Here is a 23845-nt window from a genome sequence, read left to right as displayed (position 1 = left end):
GCACGGGAGGGTGACGGTACGGGGCCCGTCGCACACCGGGCCCCGGACCTCGTAAGGTCGTGTCCGTGTTGGAGGAGATGCGGATACGGTCGCTCGGAGTCATCGACGACGCCGTGGTGGAGCTTTCACCCGGCTTCACCGCGGTGACCGGTGAGACCGGCGCGGGCAAGACCATGGTCGTGACCAGCCTCGGGCTGCTGCTCGGCGGGCGCGCCGACGCCGCGCTGGTGCGGCTCGGTGCCAAGTCGGCGGTGGTCGAGGGGCGGATCACCATGGCCGCGGACGCGCCTGCCGCCGTACGCGCCGAGGAAGCGGGCGCCGAGCTGGACGACGGGGCGCTGCTGGTCAGCCGGACGATCTCGGCGGAAGGGCGCTCCCGGGCGCACATCGGCGGGCGCTCCGTACCCGTCGGGCTCCTCGCCGAGCTCGCCGACGAACTGGTCGCCGTGCACGGTCAGACCGACCAGCAGGGGCTGCTGCGCCCGGCCAGGCAGCGCCAGGCGCTGGACCGGTACGCGGGCGAGGCCGTCGCGAAGCCGCACCTCACGTACGCGGCCGCCTACCGGCGACTGCGCGAGGTGGTCGTGGAGTTGGACGAACTGACCACCCGGGCACGCGAGCGGGCCCAGGAGGCGGATCTGCTGCGCTTCGGGCTCGACGAGGTCGCCGCGGTGGAGCCGCTGCCGGGTGAGGACGCCGAACTCGCCGCCGAGGCCGAGCGCCTCGGTCACGCCGAAGCGCTCGCCTCGGCCGCCTCCACCGCGCACACCGCGCTCGTCGGCAACCCGGAGGACCCCGAGAGCCTCGACGCGACGACCCTGGTCGCCGGGTCCGGGCGGGCGCTCGACGCCGTACGCTCCCACGACCCGGCGCTGGCCGCGCTCGCCGAACGCATCGGGGAGATCGGCATCCTGCTCGCCGACGTCTCGGGCGAACTGGCGGGATACGCGGACAATCTGGACGCCGACCCGCTGCGGCTCGCCGCGGTGGAGGAGCGGCGGGCGGCGCTGACCCAGCTCACCCGCAAGTACGGCGCGGACATCGCCGCCGTGCTGGCCTGGGCCGAGGAGGGCGCCGCGCGCCTCACCGAGCTGGAGGGCGACGACGACCGGATCGGTGAACTGACAGTGGAGCGCGACACGCTGCGCGCCGAACTGTCCGGCCTCGCCCAGGCGCTCACCGACGCCCGTACGGAGGCGGCGCACCGGTTCGCCGACGCCGTCACCGCCGAACTCGCCTCGCTCGCCATGCCGCACGCCCGGGTGTCGATCGACCTCCGCCAGACCGAGGACCCGCAGGGCATCGAGGTCGGCGGCCGGCTCGTCGCCTACGGACCGCTGGGCGTCGACGAGGTCGAGCTGCTGCTCGCCCCGCACCCCGGTGCGGCGGCACGGCCGATCTCCAAGGGGGCGTCGGGCGGTGAGCTCTCGCGGGTCATGCTGGCCGTCGAGGTCGTCTTCGCCGGTTCCGACCCCGTACCGACGTACCTCTTCGACGAGGTCGACGCCGGAGTGGGCGGCAAGGCAGCCGTGGAGGTCGGGCGGCGGCTGGCCCGGCTGGCGAAGTCCGCCCAGGTGGTGGTCGTCACGCATCTGCCGCAGGTCGCCGCCTTCGCCGACCGGCAGCTGCTGGTCGAGAAGACCAACGACGGCTCGGTGACCAGCAGTGGGGTCACGATCCTGGAGGGCGAGGACCGGGTGCGGGAGCTCTCACGGATGCTCGCGGGCCAGGAGGACTCGGAAACGGCACGGGCGCACGCGGAGGAACTGCTGGCGACGGCGCGCGCGGACGGCTGACGGGGCGCCCCCGGCGAGCCCGAGTTCGGAGGGGGAGAGGGAGTGATGGGGTGCGGCCCGCCGGGCGCCGGAGCGCGCCCCCTAGGCTGGGCCGCATGAGCAGACACGGCGCCCGAACAGCCGCACTCCTCGCCGCCTTCGGCGCCACCCGCGCCGTCGCCACCGGGCTGCGCCGCCGCACCCCGGGCGGCCCTGCCCGCTGGGAGCGCACGAACTACGCCGGGCGCACGGTGGACCTCTGCGCGGGCCCCGCCACCACCGTGGGCGCGACCCTCGGCGCGGCCGTCGGCACGTTCCCGCCCCGGGCCCGTGGCGCAGCCGCTCTCTCCGTCCTCGTGGCCGGGGCCTGCGGGGCCTACGACGATGTCGCCGGTGCCGGGGACCCGCGCCGCGGATTCCGCGCGCACCTCGGGGCGCTGCGGCAGGGCGAGATCACCAGCGGCGCCGTGAAGCTCTTCGGGATCGGCGCGGCCGGTCTCGCCGCAGGCGTGCTGTTGAAGGACCGGCCCGTCGACCGGCTGCTCGCCGGGGTCGTCGTCGCCGGTACCGCGCACTTCGTCAACCTGGTGGACGTGCACCCCGGCCGGGCCACCGTCGCCGTGCTCGGGCTCGCGGCCCCCGGACTGCTCCGCCGCGGCCCCGCCGGAGCGCTGGCCGCGGCCCCGCTGGGAGCGGCAGCCGCGGTCGTCGTCGACGACCTGGCCGAGCAGACCATGCTCGGGGACGCGGGCGCTCACGCGCTCGGAGCCGCCCTCGGGGTGGCGATCGTCGCGGGCAACGGACGGGCCGGACTCGCCGCGCACGCGGCAGCCGTGCTCGCCGCCGCCGCGTACGGTGACAAGGTGAGCCGCGCGGCCATGGGTTGAGCCGGCGCTCACCCGTGTGAGTGACAGCCCAGGCGCGTTGACGCGACCGCACAGGGGCTCGCCCGCCAGGAGGGTGCCGGAACGTTCGTACGGGCTGGCATCCTGGAGCGCACCCCCGCCCGACGCCGACTCAGGAGCTCCGGTCAGTGAGCAGCACCCAGGTCCCGCCGTACGGCCGTTCACCTCTGCGCGCCGTCCACGTGCTCGGTGGCGGCTCCGCTGGCAGCAGCGCACACGTCCGGTCCGTCGCCGGTGGACTGGTCGAGAGGGGCGTGCACGTCACCGTGTGCGCCCCCGCCGAGTTGGAGGAGGCGTACGGCTTCAGCGAGGTGGGCGCGCGCTTCGTGCCCGTACCCCGGCGCAGTGATCCGGCGGCGGTCGCCGCCCTGCGCGCCGCCTGTCTGCCCGCCGACGTGGTGCACGCGCACGGTCTGAACGCCGCCGTACGGGCCTCGTTGGCGCTCAGCGGGCTGCGGTTGCCGCTGGTCGTGACCCTGCACACCCGCTCCCACGCCGAGGGCGCGCGGCGACGGCTGGCGCGGCTGATGGAGCGAAGGGCTGTCAGGGCGGCGGCCGTTGTGCTCGGTACGTCGTCCGAACTGGTCGACAGGGCGCGCCGCCGGGGGGCGCGCGACGCGCGGCTCGCGCCGGTCACTGTCCCCGCACCCCGACCGGCCGCGGGCGGGACGGAGAGCAAGGCGCGCGCCGAACTCGGCGCGGTCGAGCGGCCGTTGCTGATGGCCGTGGGCAACCTGGCCGCGCACCGCGGCTACGGGGCCCTGCTGGACGCCGCCCGGCTCTGGCAGTACCTCGATCCCGTACCGCTGCTGGTGATCGCGGGCGAGGGCCCGGAGCGGGCCGAACTCCAGCGCCGCATCGAGACCGAGTCGCTGGCGGTCCAGCTCATCGGCAGCCGGGACGACGTCACGGAACTGCTCGCGGCGGCCGATGTCGCTGTTCTGCCCAGCCGTTGGGAGGCGCGGTCGCTGCTGGCGCAGGAGGCGCTGCGGCTGGGTGTGCCGCTGGTCGCCACCGCGGTCGGCGGGGTGCCCGAGCTGGTCGGTGACGCCGCCGAACTCGTGCCGTACGGCGACCCCGAGGCGCTGGCCGCGCGGGTGACCGGACTGCTCGCCGACCCGGCCCGCCGCCTGCTGCTCGCCGAAGCGGGGCGCGCCCAGGCGCGGAGCTGGCCGACCGAGGACGACACGGTGGCCCAAGTGCTCAGCATCTACGACGAGTTGACCGAGACGGTCCGTATCCGCTGAGGCCGTCGACAGGCACCCGGCCGCATCAGGGCGTATGCCGGCGGGCCCGGAGCGCCAGGCCGAGGGCCAGCACCGCCTGCGGGTCGTCCAGATCGGTGCCCAGGAGTTCGGCGATCCGGGCGAGGCGGTTGTACAGCGTCTGGCGGTTGAGATGCAGCTCGCGCGCCGTCTCCGCCTTGCGCCCCGCGTGCGCCAGATAGGTTTCGAGGGTGGGCAGCAACGCCGGCCGCGAGGTGCGGTCGTGCGCGCGCAGCGGCCCGATCGCCCGGTCCACGAAGGCCGCGAGGTCCGGCTGGTCCCGCAGTCGCCACAGCAGCAGATCGATGTCGAGGCGCCGGGCGTCGTACCAGGGGCGGTCGGAGAGGCCCTGCGCGGCAGTGGCCGTCTCCGCCGCGTGCCGCAGCCCGGCCGAGGCGGCGGCCCAGCCGCCCGCCACGCCCACCACCACGATCGGCGGATGCGCACCGGCCCGCTCCAGCCCGGCGCGCGCCACACCCGCCCGCAGCGCCACGGCGACCCGGTCGGCCACCGCGGTGCGCTCCGACTCCGTCCGCAGCCCCAGCAGCAGCGGCACCCGGCCCTCGACGGGCCGGACGCCGAGCAGGACCGGAACGCCCACCGCGCTCAGCTCCTCCAGGACGGCGCGGGCCAGCACGGCCCAGTTGCCCGAGGGAGACAGCTCGGCGGCCAGCCGCATCACCACGGGCAGCAGAGGGCCGTCGCCGGGCTTGAAACCCAGCACCCGGGCCTGCGCGGGGGCGTCCTGGGCCGAGACGCGGCCCTCGGCGAGGTCGGTCAGGAAGTCGCCCCGCCCCCGTGCGGCCAGCTCCTCCTCCTGCCGGGCCTGCATCAGTACGACGGCCAGGATCCCGGCCGCCCGCTCGGCGGCCATCCGGTGCACCGGAGCCAGCGGGGCCGCCACCGGGAGGAGGGCCAGCCTGGCCCGGACCGAACCGGTGCCGGACCCGCCGCCCGGTACGTCCACCAGGACGGCGCCCGTGGGCCGGTGCCCGCGCAGCCCCTCCCACACCTGGAGCGGCTCACCGTCCCCCGCGGCGTACAGCAACTGCCCGTCGGAGGTCTCCAGGAACACCGGATTGGCGGTGAACTCGGCGAGGACGGAGAGCACTTGGGGCACTCCGCCGCCGCCGAGCAGCGCCTGGGTGCACCGCCGGTGCACCTCGTCGGCGCGCTGTATCAGCGCGTAGTGACCGTTGACGATCTCGGTGTGGATCTCTTCGGTCACCGACACGAAGGGCACCTCACGGTGCAGCTGGACCAGGGGCAGTCCGGCTGCCCGCGCGGTCTCCACCAGCGTCGTGGGAAGTGTGCCGAAGCGCGGGCCCAGCTCCACCACGAGCGCGGCGATCCCGCGGTCGGCCAGCCTGCGGACGAACGCCCGCTGCTCGGCGGGCCGGGTGCCGAGTCCCAGCCCGGTGGTGAGCAGCAGTTCGCCGCCCTTGAGCAGCGAGGCGATGTTCGGCACCTCACCGGCGTGCACCCAGCGCACCGTGCGGCCGAGGCGGTCGGCGCCCGCCACGACCTCGGGCAGCCCACTGCGCAGCCCCGGCAGCTCAAGCGCCCGCTGCACCGTGATCCCGCCCTGGTTCTCCATGGGCCGGACGCTACCCGAAGCCGCCCGGCCGCAGGTCAGCCCCCGTACGCACCCGAAGCGGTGAGCCGCAGCGCGGTGTCGATCAGCGGCACGTGGCTGAACGCCTGGGGGAAGTTCCCGACCTGGCGCTGGAGCCTGGGGTCCCACTCCTCGGCGAGCAGCCCCAGGTCGTTCCGGAGACCCAGCAACTTGTCGAAGAGCTGCCGGGCCTCGTCGACCCGGCCGATCATCGCCAGGTCGTCCGCGAGCCAGAAGGAACAGGCGAGGAAGGCGCCCTCGTCCCCTTCCAGCCCGTCGACGCCCGCCGAGCCGCCGGCCGTCGGATAGCGCAGGACGAACCCGTCAGGCGTGGACAGCTCGCGCTGGATGGCCTCGACGGTGCCGATGACCCGCTTGTCGTCCGGTGGCAGGAAGCCCATCTGCGGGATGAGCAGCAGGGAGGCGTCCAGCTCCTTCGACCCGTAGGACTGGGTGAAGGTGTTGCGCTCCTTGTCGTAGCCCTTCTCGCAGACATCACGGTGGATGTCGTCGCGCAGCTCGCGCCAGCGCTCGACCGGGCCGTCGACGTCGCCGGACTCGATCAGCTTGATGGTGCGGTCGACGGCGACCCAGGCCATCACCTTGGAGTGCACGAAGTGGCGGCGGGGGCCGCGCACCTCCCAGATGCCCTCGTCCGGCTGGTCCCAGTGGTCCTCCAGGTACTGGATCAGCTTGATCTGGAGCAGCGAGGCGTAGTCGCTGCGGGCCAGGCCCGTCATGTGCGCGAGGTGCAGGGCCTCGGTCACTTCGCCGTACACGTCCAGCTGGAGCTGACCGGCCGCGCCGTTGCCCACCCGGACCGGGCCCGAGTTCTCGTACCCGGGCAGCCAGTCGAGTTCGGCCTCGCCCAGCTCACGCTCACCGGCGATCCCGTACATGATCTGCAGGTTCTCCGGGTCACCGGCGACCGCGCGCAGCAGCCATTCACGCCAGGCGCGGGCTTCCTCGCGGTAGCCGGTGCGCAGCAGCGACGACAGGGTGATCGCGGCGTCACGCAGCCAGGTGTAGCGGTAGTCCCAGTTCCTGGACCCGCCGATGTCCTCGGGGAGCGAGGTGGTCGGCGCGGCGACGATGCCGCCGGTGGGCGCGTAGGTGAGGGCCTTGAGCGTGATCAGCGAGCGGACCACCGCTTCACGGTAAGGGCCGTGATAGGTGCACTGATCGACCCATTCGCGCCAGAAGTCCTCCGTCGCCACCAGCGAGTTCTCCGGCTCGGGAAGCGCGGGCGGGGCCTTGTGCGAGGGCTCCCAGCTGATGGTGAAGGCGATCCGGTCGCCGGGTCCCACGGTGAAGTCGGAGTACGTCGTGAGGTCCTCGCCGAAGGTCTCGGCGGTGGTGTCCAGCCAGACCGAATCGGGTCCGGCGACCGCGACCGTACGCCCGTCCACCTTGTGGACCCAGGGCGTCACCCGTCCGTAGCTGAACCGCATCCGGAGCGCGGAGCGCATCGGGACGCGCCCGGTGACCCCCTCCACGATGCGGATCAGCTGGGGTGCGCCGTCACGCGGTGGCATGAAATCCGTCACACGGACCGTGCCGCGTGGTGTGTCCCACTCCGATTCGAGGATCAGTGAATCCCCGCGGTAGCGGCGCCGGTCGGCGACCGGCGGGCATGCCGAAGGGGCATGTGCGGGTCCCAGTCGCCAGAAACCGTTCTCCTCGGTTCCCAGCAGTCCGGCAAAGACGGCGTGCGAGTCGAAGCGGGGAAGGCACAGCCAGTCGGCTGTACCGTCCCGGCAGACCAGGGCGGCGGTCTGCATGTCTCCGATGAGTGCGTAATCCTCGATGCGCCCGGCCACGTGCAATCTCCAGTCGAACGGCCACATCGCCCCTCGGGGCGCCTGTGTTGCAGTCAAGGGCTCTTTGGACAAGCGCCTGCGAGCGCTGACAAGCGCTGACGAGCGCTTGTGCCGGAGAACGGGCGGGGGTGGTGCCGTTCCGGCCGTCTCGGCAGCGAGTGTCCGAGCAGGATACGACGCACGTCGGTGATCCGCATGACGTGCCCGGCAACCTGGCTGAGCCGAACGAGTGAGCGTTGGGTGAGTGAAATGTGACCCCACGGTGAAGGTGCGCTGTACGTGGTGGAGACGCTGCTGTGCGTGGCCGGAAGCACCCTCCCGCTGGCGCTGATACCCTGGTAGCCCGTGGACCGGTGGTCACTGCGCCCCCGAACCCGCAGCGACGGCACCCCCGGAAATCTCCGGGGCCTCGTGCCGGTACGCATTCCAGATCGCGACCACGGGAGCCCCCTCTTGGCCATGCAGGCCCGCAACTCGACATCCGCGACGACCAAGCACATCTTCGTCACCGGGGGTGTCGCCTCTTCCCTCGGTAAGGGTCTGACGGCTTCCAGCCTCGGTGCGCTCCTCAAGGCCCGCGGCCTGCGGGTCACGATGCAGAAGCTCGACCCGTACCTGAACGTCGACCCCGGGACGATGAACCCGTTCCAGCACGGTGAGGTGTTCGTCACCAACGACGGCGCCGAGACCGACCTGGACATCGGCCACTACGAGCGCTTCCTCGACGTGGACCTCGACGGTTCGGCCAACGTCACCACCGGCCAGGTCTACTCCACGGTCATCGCCAAGGAGCGGCGCGGCGAGTACCTCGGTGACACCGTGCAGGTCATCCCGCACATCACCAACGAGATCAAGCACCGCATCCGCCGGATGGCCACCGACGACGTCGACGTCGTCATCACTGAGGTCGGCGGCACGGTCGGCGACATCGAGTCGCTGCCGTTCCTGGAGACCGTCCGCCAGGTCCGCCACGAGGTCGGCCGGGACAACGTCTTCGTCGTGCACATCTCGCTGCTGCCCTACATCGGCCCCTCCGGCGAGCTCAAGACCAAGCCCACCCAGCACTCCGTCGCCGCCCTGCGCAACATCGGCATCCAGCCGGACGCCATCGTGCTGCGCGCGGACCGCGACGTACCGACCGCCATCAAGCGCAAGATCTCGCTGATGTGCGATGTCGACGAGGACGCCGTGGTGGCCTGTGTCGACGCCAAGTCGATCTACGACATCCCCAAGGTCCTGCACACCGAGGGCCTCGACGCCTACGTCGTCCGCAAGCTGGACCTGCCGTTCCGCGATGTCGACTGGTCGACCTGGGACGACCTGCTGGACCGGGTCCACAACCCCGACCACGAGGTCACCGTCGCCCTGGTCGGCAAGTACATCGACCTGCCCGACGCCTACCTCTCGGTCACCGAGGCCATTCGCGCCGGCGGCTTCGCCAACAAGGCCCGCGTCAAGGTCAAGTGGGTCACGTCCGACGACTGCAGGACCCAGGCCGCGGCCAAGAAGCAGCTCGGCGACGTCGATGCCATCTGCATCCCCGGCGGCTTCGGCGAGCGCGGCGTGAACGGCAAGGTCGGCGCGATCCAGTACGCCCGTGAGAACCGGATCCCGCTGCTCGGTCTCTGCCTGGGGCTCCAGTGCATCGTCATCGAGGCCGCCCGGAACGTCGCGGGCATCGTCGACGCCAACTCCACCGAGTTCGACGCGACCACCGCCCACCCGGTGATCTCCACGATGGAGGAGCAGCTGGCGTACGTCGAGGGGGCGGGCGACCTGGGCGGCACCATGCGGCTCGGCCTCTACCCGGCGAAGCTCGCCGAGGGCTCGGTCGTCCGTGAGGCCTACGCGGACCAGCCGTACATCGAGGAGCGCCACCGCCACCGCTACGAGGTCAACAACGCCTACCGCGCGGAGCTGGAGCAGAAGGCCGGACTGGTCTTCTCCGGGACGTCCCCCGACAACAAGCTCGTCGAGTACGTCGAGTACCCGCGTGAGGTGCACCCCTACCTCGTCGCCACCCAGGCCCACCCGGAGCTGCGCTCCCGGCCCACCCGGCCGCACCCGCTCTTCGCCGGCCTGGTGAAGGCGGCCGTGGAGCGCAAGACGGGCAAGTAGTCCGCAGGAGCCGGGGCGATACGGTTGACCGGGGCAGGGGCCGCATGAGGCGCTTGCCCCGGTTTCTGTCTTTTCGAGAGGACGCTTCCATGGCCATCCAGGACACCGCCGAAGAGTGGCAGGTCACCGCGACCACGACCCCCTTCACCGGCAACAAGACCAGCGTCCGCACCGACGACGTGGTGATGCCGGACGGCACGGTCGTGCACCGTGACTACCAGGTCCACCCCGGATCGGTGGCGGTGCTCGCGCTGGACGGTGAGGGCCGGGTGATCGTGCTGCGGCAGTACCGGCACCCGGTACGCCAGAAGCTCTGGGAGATCCCGGCCGGTCTGCTCGACATCCCCGGCGAGAACCCGCTGCACGCGGCGCAGCGCGAGCTCTACGAGGAGGCGCACGTCAAGGCCGACGACTGGCGGGTGCTGACGGACGTCTACCCCACGCCCGGCGGCTGCGACGAGGCCGTACGGATCTTCCTCGCCCGGGAGGTCTCCGAGGCCGAGGGCGAGCGCTACGAGGTCTCCGAGGAGGAGGCCGACATGGAGCACGCCCGGGTGGCGCCCGCGGAGCTGGTACGGGGTGTACTCGCCGGTGAACTGCACAACACCTGCCTGGTCGTGGGCGTGCTGGCCCTCACCGCCGCGCTGCAGCAGGAGGGCGGCCTCGACGCGCTCCGCCCGGCCGACGCCCCCTGGCCCGCCCGCCCCTTCGAGGCGTAGGGAGCCGCGTACCCGACCGGATCCAGTCAATCGGATGATCTGCTGATCCAATCAGGGGATGCGCCCGCCCCGCTCCACCTGGTTCGTCTCGGTACGTGAACTACGCTCGGCACCGTCCCGTCCGGGCCCCCGGCGGGCTGGTGCGCAGGCGGACGGAGCGAGGCCCGTGACGGATCAGGCGGTGGATTCGGTCGACCGGGTCACGGTGGCGAAGGCCTCCCGGACGGCCGGTCAGTTCTTCGGGAGGCAGCGGGAGTTGAAGTCCCTGCGCGCCGACATCGGGCGGGCCGGACTCGACACCATGGCCGGCCGCAAGGGGACCCGCCCCCGGGTACTGCTGATCGCCGGAAGGCCCGGATCCGGGCGCAGCGCGCTCGCCGGTGAACTGGTCGGACAGCTCGCCGGCGACTACCCGGACGGCGTGCTGCGTGCCCGGCTGACGACTCCCGGCGGCGGGCGCGTCCCCGTCGAGCGGACCGCCCGCGAACTGCTCGGCGCTCTCGGCGTCCCGGCGCCCGCGGGCGCCGGGGAGGACGAACTCACCGAGCTGGTGCGCGAGGCACTCGCCGGACGCCGGACGCTGCTGTTCCTGGACGACGCGGTCGACGCCGAACAGGTCGATCCACTGCTGCCGGACATCTCCGAGTGCCTGGTCGTGGCCACTTCCACCGGCCCGCTGACCGGCATCCCCGACGTCCGGCCGTGCACCCTCGGCGGACTGGACACCGGTTCGGCCGTCGAGCTGCTGGGCCGCTTCGCGGGCGCCGTACGGATCACCGTCGACCCGCGGACCGCCGAGACGCTCGCCGAGGAGTGCGGCGGGCAGCCGGCCGCACTGGTCCTGCTGGGCGGCTGGCTCGCCGCCAGGCCCATGCTGTCGGTCGCCGACGTCACCCAGCAGTTGCGGAACCTGCCCGACGAAGCGGAAGAGACCGAGGCGGTCCGTCCGCTGGCCCGTGCCTTCCGGTTCGTCTACGGCACGCTTCCGCAGCCTGCCGCCCGGATACTGCGACTGCTGGCCCTCGCGCCTGCCGGTCTCGCCGACGCGCACACCGCGTCCGCGCTGGCCGGCTGTTCCGTCTCCGCGGCCCGGTCCACGCTGGAGGACTTCGTGGCGCTCGGGCTGCTGCGCACACGCGGTGAGCTGTTCGAGGTGCCCGGCTGCCTGGCGCCGCTGCTGCGGGCCCTGATGGAGTCCCAGGACCGGGCCGCCGAGGTGCAGCTGGCCCGCGCGCGGATGCTGGAGCGGACCGTACGGCTGCTCCAGTCGTGCCGGGCGATCACCGATCCGGAGGGCTCGGCGGCCCGCCGGAAGCTGGCCGGGCTGCCCCGTACCCTGCGGTTCCCGAACGCCCCGGCCGCCGCCGAGTGGCTGCGGCTGCGGGAGCCCGTGCTGCTGGCGTCCGCCCGGCTGGCCGTCGAGGACGGCGAGCTCGACACCCTCGCCAGGCGACTGGTCGCCGCACTCGTCAGGGCGCTCTCCACGCACCGCGGCGCCGAGGCCGCCGCTCCCGAGCTGTACGGGCTCCACCAGCTGGTCCTCGGTGTCGCCGAGCGCCGGGGACTGCACCGGGAGCGGGCGGCGGCGCTGCTGAACCTGGCCGATCTGGACGCACGGACCGGCCGCACCCGGGATGCGCTGACCCGGTACCGGGCCGCACTGGACGCGGGACGTGCCGCGAACGACCCGTACGCGACCGGGCGGGCGACGGAATCCGTCGGGGGTGCCTACCAGGAGCTGGGGGACTGGCAGCGGGCCTGCGACTGGTACGGGCGGGCGCTGTCCCAGCGGCAGGCCCGGGGCGAACTGGCGGACGAGTCCCGGCTGTACGGACGGCTCGGCTCCGTGCACACCTACGCGGGGCGCTACGGCGAAGCGCTGCGCAGCTGGCGGGCCGCGGTGGCCGGCTACCGGCGGCTCGGTGACCTGCCGGGCCAGGCCAGGGCGCTCAGCGAGGTGGCCAGGGTGCAGGAGTACGCGGGGCGGCCGGAGGAGTCGCTCCGTACCTGCACGGAGGCGGTGGAGTGGGCGCGGCGGGCCGGCGACGAGCGGCTCCAGGCGGCACTGCACCTGCGGCTGGCCGACACCCTGGAGCGGCTCGGGGACTCCGCGGCGGCCCGACTGCACCGGGGTTCGGCTGAGAGATTGTTGGCTGATTCGCGATCTGCCTACGAAATCCGTGGTGTCTCGGCGGAAGATTGATGCTTTGAAAGGCTAGACAGGGAGAAGCCCTTCATTAAACTGGTTTCGTCGCGTGTATCCGTGGTGCCTCCAGCTGTGCTGTGCATGTCCGGATATGTATGGCATCGCCAGAGATATCCCCCCTGATTCAAGGACCGTGATCGACGTGAAGGTCGGCATCCCCCGCGAGGTCAAGAACAACGAGTTCCGGGTGGCCATCACCCCCGCCGGTGTGCACGAGTTGGTGCGGCACGGTCATCAGGTGGTCATCGAGGAGAGCGCCGGAGTCGGCTCGGCCATCACGGACGAGGAGTACGTGGCGGCCGGGGCGCAGATCCTCCCCACCGCCGACGAGGTCTGGGCCACCGCTGATCTGCTGCTGAAGGTCAAGGAGCCGATCGCCGAGGAGTACCACCGCCTCCGCAAGGACCAGACGCTCTTCACGTACCTGCACCTCGCCGCCTCCCGTGAGTGCACGGACGCCCTGCTGGAGTCGGGCACCACGGCGATCGCGTACGAGACGGTCGAGACCGCCGGCCGTCAGCTGCCGCTGCTGGCCCCGATGTCCGAGGTCGCGGGCCGGCTCGCCCCGCAGGTCGGCGCCTACCACCTGATGCGTTCGGCGGGCGGTCGCGGTGTGCTGCCCGGCGGTGTTCCCGGTACGGCTGCGGGCGAGGCGGTCGTCATCGGCGGCGGCGTCTCCGGCTGGAACGCCACGCAGATCGCCATCGGCATGGGCTTCCACGTCACGCTGCTCGACAAGGACATCAACAAGCTCCGCGAGGCGGACAAGATCTTCGGCACCAAGGTGCAGACGATCGTCTCCAACGCCTTCGAGCTGGAGAAGGCGGTCGTCGCGGCGGACCTCGTCATCGGCGCGGTCCTGATCCCCGGCGCCAAGGCTCCGAAGCTCGTCACGAACGAGCTCGTCGCCAAGATGAAGCCCGGAAGTGTACTTGTCGACATTGCGATTGATCAGGGTGGCTGCTTCGAGGACTCGCATCCGACCACGCACGCCGACCCGACCTTCCAGGTCCACGATTCGGTGTTCTACTGTGTGGCGAATATGCCGGGTGCAGTGCCGCGTACGTCGACTTATGCCCTGACCAACGCCACGCTGCCGTACATCGTGGAGCTGGCGAACCGTGGCTGGGCCGACGCGCTGCGCCGGGACTCCGCGCTCGCGCTGGGGCTCAACACGCATGACGGGCAGGTCGTTTACGCCTCGGTGGCCGAGGCGCTCGGCCTTCCGCACACCGAACTGAGCACGCTGCTCGGCTGACGCGTCAACACGCGTCGTCAATCTCACGCAACCGGCCGGACCTTGCCCGCGAAGGTCCGGCCGGACGTGCGTCCGCCCCCTTTGTGTGCCTCGTTCAACTAGCCTTGAACGTAACCCTTTAGCCGTTTCGTACACCCTCGAAACTTCCCGAGTGATCCCTGTGCGCCCTTGACATCGGGGTGTTGGGTTGCCGACACATCGGGCCGGGTCCGGCGGATTGTGTTGCTGCGGAGCGGTGACACGCCATAGAGTCGCCAACCGTCGGCATGGTGCCACGCTGACCTATCGATAAAGTTTCCTGGTCACGTCCAAGGAGGTAAGACGACTTGTGAATGAGTCGACATTTACTCCCGGGGGTGGTCAGCCAGGAATGCCTGTTCGGGGCCATGGCCCAGCGGGGCGCGAGGCTGTCGGCTCCGTCGCTGTCCGCGCCTTCGCGAGCCACCAGACCCACCAGCACATGACGACAGCCCACCAGAGTATGGACGGCCAACACGTGAACGCCAGGGCCGGCGACCGGAGTGGCGATACGACCACCCATCTCGCCGTCTACAACGAGGTACCCGAGGGTCACTTCTACGACCCCGACGCCGAGTACGAGCCCGACCCGGAGTACGCGGCCACGCTCGCCCCCGACGCTGCCCGCCAGCGCCGCGAGCGGATCGGCCCGACCGGACGGCCGCTGCCGTACTTCCCGATCCCGGGACCGCTGACCGACCACGGTCCCGCCAAGATCATCGCGATGTGCAACCAGAAGGGCGGCGTGGGCAAGACCACGTCGACCATCAATCTGGGCGCCGCTCTCGCCGAGTACGGACGAAGGGTGCTGCTGGTCGACTTCGACCCGCAGGGCGCGCTGTCCGTCGGTCTCGGCGTGAACCCGATGGAGCTCGACCTCACCGTCTACAACCTGCTCATGGAGCGGGGCATGGCGGCGGACGAGGTCCTGCTCAAGACCGCAGTGCCCAACATGGACCTGCTGCCGAGCAACATCGACCTGTCGGCCGCCGAGGTGCAGCTCGTCAGCGAGGTGGCCCGTGAGTCCACGCTCCAGCGGGCGCTCAAGCCGCTGATGCAGGACTACGACTACATCGTGATCGACTGCCAGCCGTCACTCGGTCTGCTGACCGTGAACGCGCTGACGGCCGCTCACAAGGTGATCGTGCCGCTGGAGTGCGAGTTCTTCGCGCTGCGTGGCGTCGCGCTGCTGACCGAGACCATCGAGAAGGTCCAGGAACGGCTCAACCCGGAGCTGGAACTCGACGGGATCCTCGCCACGATGTACGACTCCCGAACGGTGCACAGCCGTGAGGTGCTCGCGCGCGTCGTCGAAGCCTTCGACAACCACGTGTACCACACAGTGATCGGACGGACGGTGCGCTTCCCGGAGACCACGGTCGCCGGTGAGCCCATCACGACGTACGCCTCCAACTCGGTCGGCGCCGCCGCTTACCGTCAGCTCGCCAGGGAGGTGCTCGCCCGGTGTCACGCCGAGTGAGTCTGCCGGGGGCCGACGAACTGTTCCGTACGACCGGAGGGATGGCGCTTCAGTCGTCGTCCCCCCGGCGGCCGGTCAACGGCGAGCCCCGGGTGCCGGGTCCGGCGGGCGAGAGCGATTCAGCCGCTTCCGCCGCAGAACGGACCGAGCCCGCGGCGGCGGAGCACGCCACCGCCGTGGCGGAACCGGCGGAGCCCCGCAGCCGTACGGCCGAAGCGGAGGCGGCGACCAGCCGCAGACCGCAGGAGGTGCGCCCGATGAGCGCGCCCGTCGCGCCGGCGGCCCAGCAGCGCCGCCGGGGCGGCGGCAGGGGAGCCAACCGGCGCCCCACCGGGCGGGAGCGGCACGACGAGAAGATCACGGTCTACGTCTCGGCCGAGGAACTGATGGATCTCGAACACGCACGGCTGGTGCTGCGCGGGGAACACGGCCTCGCCGTGGACCGCGGGCGCATCGTCCGGGAGGCGGTCGCCGTCGTGCTCGCGGACCTGGAGTCCCGCGGCGACGCGAGCATTCTCGTACGGCGGCTGCGCGGACGCTGAGCCGCTGCGCGCCGGTAGCCTTCCCGCGCCCGCACTTCCGTACCCTGGACCGCGATGCCCACCGACGACTCCGCCCAGCCGCGCCGCCGCGTCCTGGGCCGCGGGCCGGGTACCGGGGCCGGGAGTGCGGGGGCGCCCGAGCCGGAGACACGGCCCGCGTCGCCACCTCACGGCAGCGCGATCGAACCGCCCCGAACCACGGAACCGGCCCCGGCTCCGCCCGAACCGGCTCCGCCCGAACCGGCTCCGCCCGAACCGGCTCCGCCCGAACCGGCTCCGCCCGAACCGGCTCCGCCCGAACCGGCTCCGCCCGTTCCGCCCGAACCGGCTCCGCCCGAACCTGCCTCGCACGAGCCTGTGCCCGCCCCCGCCCCGGAGGGCCCCGCCGAGCCCGACGACGGCCGGTTCCGGGTCCGGCTGGCGAATTTCGAGGGGCCCTTCGACCTGCTGCTCCAGCTGATCTCCAAGCACAAGCTGGACGTCACCGAGATCGCCCTGTCCAAGGTCACCGACGAGTTCATGGCACACATCCGGGCCATGGGCGCCGCATGGGACCTGGACCAGACCACGGAGTTCCTGGTGGTCGCCGCCACTCTGCTCGACCTCAAGGCGGCGCGGCTGCTGCCCGCGGCCGAGATCGAGGACGAGGCCGACCTGGCGCTGCTGGAGGCGCGCGACCTGCTCTTCGCGCGGCTGCTCCAGTACCGCGCGTACAAGCAGATCGCGGACATCTTCAGTGAGCGGCTGGAAGCGGAGGGCAGACGGTATCCGCGGACCGTGGGCCTGGAACCGCACCATGCCGAACTGCTGCCCGAGGTCGTCATCAGCATCGGTGCCGAGGGGTTCGCCCGGCTCGCGGCGAAGGCGATGCAGCCGCGGGCCGCACCACAGATCTACGTGGACCACATCCACGCGCCGCTGGTCTCCGTGCAGGAGCAGGCGGAGATCGTGATCGCCCGGCTGCGGGCCGGCGGAGACGTGAGTTTCCGCACGCTCACCGAGGACGCGGCGGACACCCTCACCGTGGTGGCCCGCTTCCTCGCCCTGCTGGAGCTCTACCGCGAGAAGGCGGTCGCGCTGGACCAGGAGGAGGCACTCGGCGAGCTGCTGGTGCGCTGGACCGGCGCTGACGGCGCGGAGCCCGTGGTCACCGACGAGTTCGACCAGTCCGACCCGTCCGAGCAAGTTGCCGAGGAGAAGGCGTGAGTGATCTCAAGCCCGCGCTCGAAGCGGTCCTGATGGTCGTCGACGAACCGGCCACCGAGGAACACCTGGCCAAGGTGCTCGACCGGCCCCGGCGTGAGATCGCCGACGCGCTGCGGGAACTGTCCGACGAGTACACGGTCCAGGGGCGGGGGTTCGACCTGCGGCTGGTCGCGGGCGGCTGGCGGTTCTACACCCGGCCCGAGTACGCCGAAGCAGTCGAGAGCTTCGTTCTGGACGGGCAGCAGGCCCGGCTCACCCAGGCCGCCCTGGAGACGCTCGCGGTGGTCGCCTACCGGCAGCCGGTGAGCCGTTCACGGGTCTCCGCGGTCCGCGGAGTGAACTGTGACGGGGTCATGCGGACCCTCCTCCAGCGCGGTCTGGTGGAGGAGGCGGGCGCGGAACCCGAAACAGGTGCGATCCTGTACAGGACGACGAACTACTTTCTGGAGCGGATGGGCCTGCGAGGCCTGGACGAGCTCCCGGAGCTCGCGCCCTTCCTTCCGGAGGCGGATGCGATCGAGGCCGAGACACAAGAAGGTGTGCCGTCGTTCGATCCGGATGCACCGTACGGTCCGGACACCGACGCAGACGACAAGACGGAACTTTGATGCGAAGCAACGGCAGGAACAGCGGAAGCGGCAACCGGGACAACCGGGGTGCGGGCGGAAAGCCGCCCCGTCCGAAGGCCGGGGGTGCCGGCGGAGCGCGCGGCGACAAGCAGGAGGAGCGTCCGCGCCGGCCCCGTCCCGAGGAGCGCCGTTACGACGTCGGCACGAGTTCCTCCGACGAGCAGGGCCGCAGGCCCAGCGGTGGCGGCGGCCGGGCCGGCGGCGGCGGCGGCGGTCGCGGTCCGTCCGCGGCCGGTGGCAAGACGTCCGGCAGCCGGGGGGCCGCCGCGCGCGGTGGTGCCAAGGGCGGACCGAAGAAGAGCCCGACGAGCGGGGCGGCCCCGCGCCGCGGCCCGCACGGCCAGCGCGAGCCCTCCCGTCCGCGTGAGCTCGACGCCAAGATCGAGGAGCGCAACCGGGAACGGCACAACAAGCCGCAGGTGAAGACCCCCAAGACCTTCCCCGGCGCCGAGGAGGAGGGCGAGCGCCTGCAGAAGGTACTGGCCAGGGCCGGAATGGGCTCGCGGCGTGCCTGCGAGGAGCTGATCGACCAGGCCAGGGTCGAGATCAACGGCGAGATCGTGATGGAGCAGGGCCGGCGGGTCCTGCCGAAGGACGAGATCAAGGTGGACGGCCTGACGGTCGCCACCCAGTCGTACCTCTTCTTCGCGCTGAACAAGCCGGCCGGTGTCGTCTCCTCGATGGAGGACCCGGACGGCCGCCAGAACCTGGGTGACTACGTGAACAACCGCGAGACGCGGCTGTTCCACGTGGGCCGTCTCGACACGGAGACCGAGGGCATCATCCTGCTCACCAACCACGGCGAGCTGGCCCACCGGCTGACCCACCCCCGGTACGGCGTCAAGAAGACCTACCTCGCCGCGATCCAGGGCCCCCTGCCGCGCGACCTCGGCAAGCGCCTCAAGGACGGCATCGAGCTGGAGGACGGGTACGCACGCGCCGACCACTTCCGGGTCGTCGAGAACACCGGCAAGAACTACCTGGTCGAGGTGACCCTCCACGAGGGCCGCAAGCACATCGTCCGCCGCATGCTGGCCGAGGCCGGGTTCCCGGTCGAGAAGCTCGTACGGGTCAGCTTCGGTCCGATCCCGCTGGGCGACCAGAAGTCCGGCTGGCTGCGCCGCCTCACCAACACGGAGGTCGGCATGCTGATGAAGGAAGTCGGCCTCTAGGCCCGTCAGGCACTGCTGCCGTAGTCGTATCCGGCAACGGAGAACCCGGTCCCCGCTCTTGCGGGGGCCGGGTTCTTGCTTGTCGTGCCGCACCTTCCCCCTTTATAGTCAGAGTGACGATTAAGGGAGGCCGGTCCGGAGGTGCGGGCATGGGTCCGTACGCCTGCCACCGCTCCGCACCCGCCGCCACCCACTGCTGCCGCGTCCGGAAGGACGGTCCGACATGAGCCGTACGAGCACTGCTACCGAACGGGCCGCGACCGGCTCCCTGACAGGTCTCGCGCTCGGGGACGCGCTCGGCTTCCCGACCGAGTTCAACGACGTACCCGCGATCCTCGCCAAGTGCGGGCCGTGGCGCGAGATGGAGCTGCCCCGGCCCGCGTTCGTCACCGACGACACCCAGATGACGCTCGCGCTCGGGCGCGGGCTGCGGAAGGCGATGGACGGTGGGCCGCTGACCGCGGCGCGGATGGCTCCGCCGGTACGCGAGGAGTTCGTGGCCTGGTACCACTCGCCGGAGAACAACCGGGCACCCGGCAACACGTGCCTGACGGCCTGCGAGTTGCTGGACAGCGACCTGCCCTGGCAGCAGGCGAGCCGGATCGGCTCCAAGGGATGCGGGGCCAACATGCGGGTCGCGCCGATCGGCCTCGTACCCGGGCTGAGCGCGGAAGAGCGCGCGGGCGCCGCCCAGTTGCAGTCCGCGCTCACCCACGGCCACCCGACGGCGCTGGCCGCGAGCGATCTGACGGCGCGTGCCGTGTTCCTGCTGGCCCGGGGCGCCGAGCCGACGGGCCTGGTGGGGCAGCTGCGTTCGTACGCCATCGAGAACCGCACCCGCTACCACGAGCAGTGGCTCGGTGACCTGTGGACGTACGCCACTGTGGACGCGACCCCCGAACGCTTCATGGCGCGCGGCTGGGACGACTGCCTGGCCGCCCTCGACCGGCTCGTCGACGCCCTCAGGACGCCCTCACCGGAGACGGACCCCTGCCTGGCCACGGGCGAGGGCTGGATCGCGGAGGAAGCCCTCGCCACCGGGCTGCTCTGCTTCCTGCTCTTCCCCGACGAGCCGGTCCTCGCACTGCGGCGGGCCGCCTGCACCGCGGGCGACTCGGACTCGATCGCCTGTCTGGCGGGAGCCTTCGCCGGAGCCCACCTGGGTCCGGACGCGTGGCCCGCGGAATGGGCGGAGCGGATCGAGTACCGGAGCGAGCTGCTGGCGCTGGGCGCGCTCTGGGACGCCTGAACAGAGGCGCGGTGGCGGCGGGCCCCGTCAGGCGGGACCGGTACGCCCCGTACCCGCGAGGCCGTCGTACGGACCCGGCCGGAGCGCTGACCGCCGGCGGGCCCGGAACAGGAAGTCCTCGATCCGCGCCCGGTCCGGTTCCGGCGGCAGCGGGGTGTGCGCGGCGGCCTCGTCGCACTCGGCGGCGAGCCGGGTCATGCGCCGCTCGATCTCCGGCCACGCCACCTCGCCCCGCTTCACCGCGAGCAGCGGCTCCCGCGCGTCACCCACGTCGATCACCAGCTCGCCGGTGCGCAGCAGATCACGGCAGGACACCATGAGGCGGAGCAGGTGCATGGCGTGCTTGCCGCGCGGGGCGCCGTGCTGCCGTACATCGGCGTCCAGTTTCTTACGCTGTCCCAGCGCGTACCGGGTGAAGGTGGTGTGGGCGTCGCGGGAGAGGAACGCACCGCGCAGCGCCAGCAGTTCGCGGCCCGTGGCGTCGGCCTGCTCCACGAGCGGGGAGTGCAGACACTCCAGGGCATTGGGGTCGGCGCGCAGGGCCAGCTCGCAGAAGCGCTCCAGTTCCCAGGAGAACTGTTCGTCCGCGGGACCGTCCACATGCGTCGGAGGCTTGTCGAAGCCCCAGAACAGCGGGGTCGGCGCGAGGAAGACACCGCGGCGGTCCGTATCGCTGGCGTCGGTGGCCAGACCGAAGGCGCGCGAGCCCATCACACAGGCGTAGACGGTGTGGTCGCGCACCAGCGCCTCGGGGGTCAGCTGCATGCGCGAGAGAGTACGCCGGACGACCCGGCCGCCCAGGATCTTTTCGGCCGGGCGTCCCGCGTCTCGGTGGACGGGCGCGGAAGCCGGGTCCGGTACGGCTGACTACTCTGAACGGAGCGGGCGGAGCAGAGGCACGGAGCAAGGAGCACGACGTGGCAGTACGAGCGGTCCGGGGCGCGGTCCAGCTGGAGCGGGACGAGGCCGGGCATCTGGAGGAGCAGGTCGGCGCGCTGCTCACAGCAGTTCTGGAGCGCAACGGCCTCACCGCCGACGACCTGATCAGTATCTGGTTCACGGCCACTCCCGATCTGCACAGCGCCTTCCCGGCAGCGGCGGCGCGCGGACTCGGCATCGTCGACGTCCCGCTGATCTGTGCCCAGGAACTGGACATCGCCGGAGCCATGCCGCGCGTCGTACGGATACTCGCGCACATCGAGAGCGACCTGCCGAGGACCGGGATCAGCCACGTCTACCTCGGCGCCGCCGGGGCCCTGCGCAAGGACATCGCCCAGTGAGAACCGCCCTTGTCATCGGAACCGGCCTGGTCGGCACCTCCGCGGCGCTCGCCCTGGCCGGACGGGGTGTCACCGTCCACCTCGCCGACCACGACGCGGGCCAGGCCCGGACGGCGGCGGCGCTCGGCGCGGGCACGGACGACCCGCTCGAAGGACGGGCCGACCTCGCGATCATCGCCGTACCGCCCGCACATGTGGCGAGCACGCTGGCCGACGCGATGCGTGGCGGCGTCGCCCGCGCCTACCTCGACGTGGCCAGCGTCAAGGGCGGGCCGCGCCGCGAGCTGGAGGCCATGGGCTGCGACCTGGCCGCGTACATCGGTACGCACCCGATGGCCGGCAAGGAGCGTTCGGGCCCGCTGGCCGCGACGGGGGACCTCTTCGAGGGGCGCCCCTGGGTGCTGACCCCGACCCGGGACACCGAGACCGAGGTGCTCAACCTGGCGCTGGAGCTCGTGGCGCTCTGCCGGGCGGTGCCGGTGGTGATGGACGCCGACGCGCACGACCGGGCCGTGGCGCTCGTCTCGCACACCCCGCAGCTGATCTCGTCCATGGTCGCGGCCCGGTTGCGGGACGCCGACGAGACGGCCGTACGCCTGTGCGGCCAGGGCATCAGGGACGTCACCAGGATCGCCGCCTCCGACCCGCGGATGTGGATCGAGATCCTCTCGGCCAACCCCGGGCCGGTGGCGGACGTCCTGACCGGGATCGCCGACGACCTCGACGAGACGGTCCGGGCCCTGCGGGCGCTCCAGTCCGCCGACGAGGAGAAACGGCACACCGGCGCGGCGGGCATCGAGGACGTACTGAAGCGCGGCAATGCCGGACGGGTGCGGGTACCCGGAAAGCACGGGGCCGCACCGGCCTCGTACGAGATCGTGGCCGTCCTCATCAGCGACCAGCCGGGCGAACTGGCCCGGATCTTCGCGGACGCCGGCCGGGCGGGGGTCAACATCGAGGACGTACGGATCGAGCACGCGACGGGGCAGCAGGCCGGCCTGGTGCAGCTCATGGTGGAGCCGAGCGCGGCGCCCGCGCTGGCGGCGTCGCTGCGCGAGCGGGGCTGGTCGCTGCGCCAGTAGCGGACCGGGCGCGGGGCGGGCTCCGGGCGGACGGCGTAACAGGGTGGTCGGCCCAGCCAGTAACCTTGTCCGGGGCGCACCGGCGTCCCGTACATACGCCCCGTGAAGCAGGAAGGTGCCCGCCACCGTGGAAACCGCCGCCAGGACCGCACCGGCAGCAGTGATTGTCGCCATCGACGGCCCCTCCGGCACGGGCAAGTCCAGCACGTCGAAGGCGGTCGCGGCCAAGCTCGGCCTGAGCTACCTGGACACCGGCGCCCAGTACCGGGCGATCACCTGGTGGATGATCAGCAACGGTGTCGACGTCCAGGACGCCGTGGCCGTGGCGACCGCGTCGGCCAAGCCCGCGATCGTCTCGGGCACCGACCCGTCGGCCCCGACCATCACGGTCGACGGCGCGGACGCCTCGGGTCCGATCCGTACGCAGGAGGTCACCGCCAAGGTCAGCGCGGTCAGCGCGGTCCCCGAGGTGCGGACCCGGATCACCGAACTGCAGCGGGCCATCGCCGCCTCGGCCGGCCGGGGGATCGTGGTCGAGGGCCGTGACATAGGGACCACGGTCCTGCCGGACGCCGACCTGAAGGTCTTCCTGACCGCCTCTCCGGAGGCCCGTGCCGCCCGCCGCAGCGGGGAGCTCAAGGGCAAGGAGGCCACCGACCTGGCCGCCACCAAGGACGCCCTGATCAAGCGGGACACGGCCGACTCCAGCCGTAAGACCTCGCCGCTGGCCAAGGCGGACGACGCGGTCGAGGTGGACACCACCGAGCTGACCCTTCAGCAGGTCATCGAGTGCGTCGTCACCCTCATCGAGGAGAAGCAGGCCGCCAAGTGACGGCACCCGCGCCCCGAGGTGCCGCGGTCGGCAGGGGCATCGGCATCGGCCTGATGTACGGGCTGTGGAAGCCCCGCGTCCTCGGCGCCTGGCGGGTCCCCGCGAGCGGCCCGGTCGTCCTGGCCGTGAACCACTCGCACAACATCGACGGGCCCATGCTGATGGGGACCGCGCCCCGGCCGGTGCACTTCCTGATCAAGAAGGAGGCGTTCGTCGGCCCCCTCGATCCGTTCCTGCGCGGGATCGGGCAGCTGAAGGTCGACCGTTCGACCGCCGACAGGGCAGCCGTCACGGACGCCCTGGGGGTGCTCGCCGACGGGGGAGTCCTCGGGATATTCCCCGAGGGCACCAGGGGCGAGGGTGACTTCGCCTCGCTGCGCTCCGGGCTCGCGTACTTCGCGGTGCGCTCCGGGGCACCCATCGTGCCGGTCGCCGTGCTCGGGAGTACCGAGCGCCGCGGGCGGCTGGTGCCGGCCCTGCCGCCGCTGCGCAGCCGGGTCGATGTGGTGTTCGGCGACGCCTTCGAGGCAGGCGACGGGAGCGGACGGCGCACGCGCAAGGCGCTGGACGAGGCCACCGTGAGGATCCAGGAGCGGCTGACCGCCCACCTGGAAAGTGCCAGGCGTCTCACCGGGCGCTGAGCGAGACTTGAGTAGTGGACCGCGCAACCGCGG

General features: G+C 72.0%; 20 protein-coding genes. 17 read left to right on the top strand and 3 right to left on the bottom strand.

Annotation, left to right across the window (positions count from 1 at the left end):
• Positions 1 to 59: 59 nt before the first annotated feature.
• The 3 genes from recN (at position 60) to OG709_RS06855 (ending at position 3927) form a co-directional block, all read left to right on the top strand.
• Entirely contained in the window at positions 60 to 1796 is a 1737-nt protein-coding gene (recN, locus tag OG709_RS06865) for a DNA repair protein RecN (protein WP_250303162.1), read from the top strand.
• Positions 1797 to 1891: 95 nt separating this feature from the next.
• The gene (locus tag OG709_RS06860) at positions 1892 to 2662 is read left to right on the top strand and encodes a hypothetical protein (protein ID WP_250303163.1); all 771 of its coding nucleotides are present in this window, start codon (positions 1892 to 1894) and stop codon (positions 2660 to 2662) included.
• Positions 2663 to 2808: 146 nt separating this feature from the next.
• Entirely contained in the window at positions 2809 to 3927 is a 1119-nt protein-coding gene (locus OG709_RS06855; RefSeq protein WP_329165258.1) for a glycosyltransferase family 4 protein, read from the top strand.
• A gap of 25 nt (positions 3928 to 3952) precedes the next feature.
• On the opposite strand, the gene OG709_RS06850 is transcribed toward OG709_RS06855, so the two are convergent.
• Positions 3953 to 5542, bottom strand: a complete 1590-nt coding sequence (locus tag OG709_RS06850; protein WP_250303165.1) for a PucR family transcriptional regulator — start codon at positions 5540 to 5542, stop codon at positions 3953 to 3955.
• 35 nt (positions 5543 to 5577) lie between these two features.
• Positions 5578 to 7380 carry a glycoside hydrolase family 15 protein gene (locus tag OG709_RS06845; protein ID WP_250303620.1) on the bottom strand — a complete coding sequence of 601 codons (1803 nt, stop codon included), beginning with the start codon at positions 7378 to 7380 and terminating at the stop codon, positions 5578 to 5580.
• A gap of 459 nt (positions 7381 to 7839) precedes the next feature.
• Between OG709_RS06845 and OG709_RS06840 the strand changes: the two genes are divergently transcribed.
• The 10 genes from OG709_RS06840 to OG709_RS06795 all read left to right on the top strand — a co-directional run bounded on the left by OG709_RS06840 (position 7840) and on the right by OG709_RS06795 (position 19977).
• Positions 7840 to 9498: a CTP synthase gene (locus OG709_RS06840; RefSeq protein ID WP_250303621.1), complete on the top strand. Its 1659-nt coding sequence runs from the start codon at positions 7840 to 7842 to the stop codon at positions 9496 to 9498.
• Between the two features lie 89 nt (positions 9499 to 9587).
• On the top strand, positions 9588 to 10217 hold the full coding sequence (locus OG709_RS06835) for an NUDIX domain-containing protein (RefSeq protein ID WP_250303166.1): 630 nt from the start codon (positions 9588 to 9590) through the stop codon (positions 10215 to 10217).
• A gap of 166 nt (positions 10218 to 10383) precedes the next feature.
• Positions 10384 to 12420: a tetratricopeptide repeat protein gene (locus OG709_RS06830; RefSeq protein WP_374211323.1), complete on the top strand. Its 2037-nt coding sequence runs from the start codon at positions 10384 to 10386 to the stop codon at positions 12418 to 12420.
• Positions 12421 to 12565: 145 nt separating this feature from the next.
• Complete coding sequence (gene ald, locus OG709_RS06825; protein WP_250303623.1) at positions 12566 to 13681, top strand: alanine dehydrogenase; 1116 nt, start codon at positions 12566 to 12568, stop codon at positions 13679 to 13681.
• A 370-nt stretch (positions 13682 to 14051) separates the two neighbouring features.
• Positions 14052 to 15179: a ParA family protein gene (locus OG709_RS06820; protein WP_250303167.1), complete on the top strand. Its 1128-nt coding sequence runs from the start codon at positions 14052 to 14054 to the stop codon at positions 15177 to 15179.
• Positions 15176 to 15721, top strand: a complete 546-nt coding sequence (locus OG709_RS06815) for a hypothetical protein (RefSeq protein WP_250303624.1) — start codon at positions 15176 to 15178, stop codon at positions 15719 to 15721. The genes OG709_RS06820 and OG709_RS06815 overlap by 4 nt, the downstream gene beginning before the upstream one ends.
• A gap of 54 nt (positions 15722 to 15775) precedes the next feature.
• Positions 15776 to 16927 carry a segregation and condensation protein A gene (locus OG709_RS06810; protein WP_329165255.1) on the top strand — a complete coding sequence of 384 codons (1152 nt, stop codon included), beginning with the start codon at positions 15776 to 15778 and terminating at the stop codon, positions 16925 to 16927.
• A gap of 32 nt (positions 16928 to 16959) precedes the next feature.
• Complete coding sequence (scpB, locus tag OG709_RS06805) at positions 16960 to 17535, top strand: SMC-Scp complex subunit ScpB (RefSeq protein ID WP_250303625.1); 576 nt, start codon at positions 16960 to 16962, stop codon at positions 17533 to 17535.
• A complete protein-coding gene (locus OG709_RS06800; RefSeq protein WP_329165253.1) occupies positions 17535 to 18728 on the top strand; it encodes a pseudouridine synthase in 1194 nt (397 codons plus the stop codon). The genes scpB and OG709_RS06800 overlap by 1 nt, the downstream gene beginning before the upstream one ends.
• A 223-nt stretch (positions 18729 to 18951) precedes the next feature.
• Positions 18952 to 19977, top strand: coding sequence for an ADP-ribosylglycohydrolase family protein (locus OG709_RS06795; RefSeq protein ID WP_250303170.1), 1026 nt, complete (start codon positions 18952 to 18954; stop codon positions 19975 to 19977).
• Between the two features lie 27 nt (positions 19978 to 20004).
• Here OG709_RS06795 and OG709_RS06790 read toward each other — a convergent pair whose 3' ends face one another.
• Entirely contained in the window at positions 20005 to 20742 is a 738-nt protein-coding gene (locus OG709_RS06790; RefSeq protein WP_329165252.1) for a nucleotidyltransferase domain-containing protein, read from the bottom strand.
• Positions 20743 to 20894: 152 nt separating this feature from the next.
• On the opposite strand from OG709_RS06790, the gene aroH reads away from it, so the two are divergent.
• The 4 genes from aroH (at position 20895) to OG709_RS06770 (ending at position 23812) form a co-directional block, all read left to right on the top strand.
• The gene (aroH, locus tag OG709_RS06785) at positions 20895 to 21257 is read left to right on the top strand and encodes a chorismate mutase (RefSeq protein ID WP_250303172.1); all 363 of its coding nucleotides are present in this window, start codon (positions 20895 to 20897) and stop codon (positions 21255 to 21257) included.
• A complete protein-coding gene (locus OG709_RS06780) occupies positions 21254 to 22339 on the top strand; it encodes a prephenate dehydrogenase (protein ID WP_250303173.1) in 1086 nt (361 codons plus the stop codon). The genes aroH and OG709_RS06780 overlap by 4 nt, the downstream gene beginning before the upstream one ends.
• A 115-nt stretch (positions 22340 to 22454) precedes the next feature.
• Positions 22455 to 23171, top strand: a complete 717-nt coding sequence (cmk, locus tag OG709_RS06775; RefSeq protein ID WP_250303174.1) for a (d)CMP kinase — start codon at positions 22455 to 22457, stop codon at positions 23169 to 23171.
• Between the two features lie 53 nt (positions 23172 to 23224).
• Positions 23225 to 23812, top strand: coding sequence for a lysophospholipid acyltransferase family protein (locus OG709_RS06770; protein WP_250303626.1), 588 nt, complete (start codon positions 23225 to 23227; stop codon positions 23810 to 23812).
• Positions 23813 to 23845: the final 33 nt, after the last annotated feature.

Origin of the sequence: Streptomyces sp. NBC_01267 (assembly GCF_036241575.1) — a bacterium.
In the GTDB taxonomy this organism is placed as follows: domain Bacteria; phylum Actinomycetota; class Actinomycetes; order Streptomycetales; family Streptomycetaceae; genus Streptomyces.
This window is presented reverse-complemented; position numbering and strand designations above follow the sequence as displayed.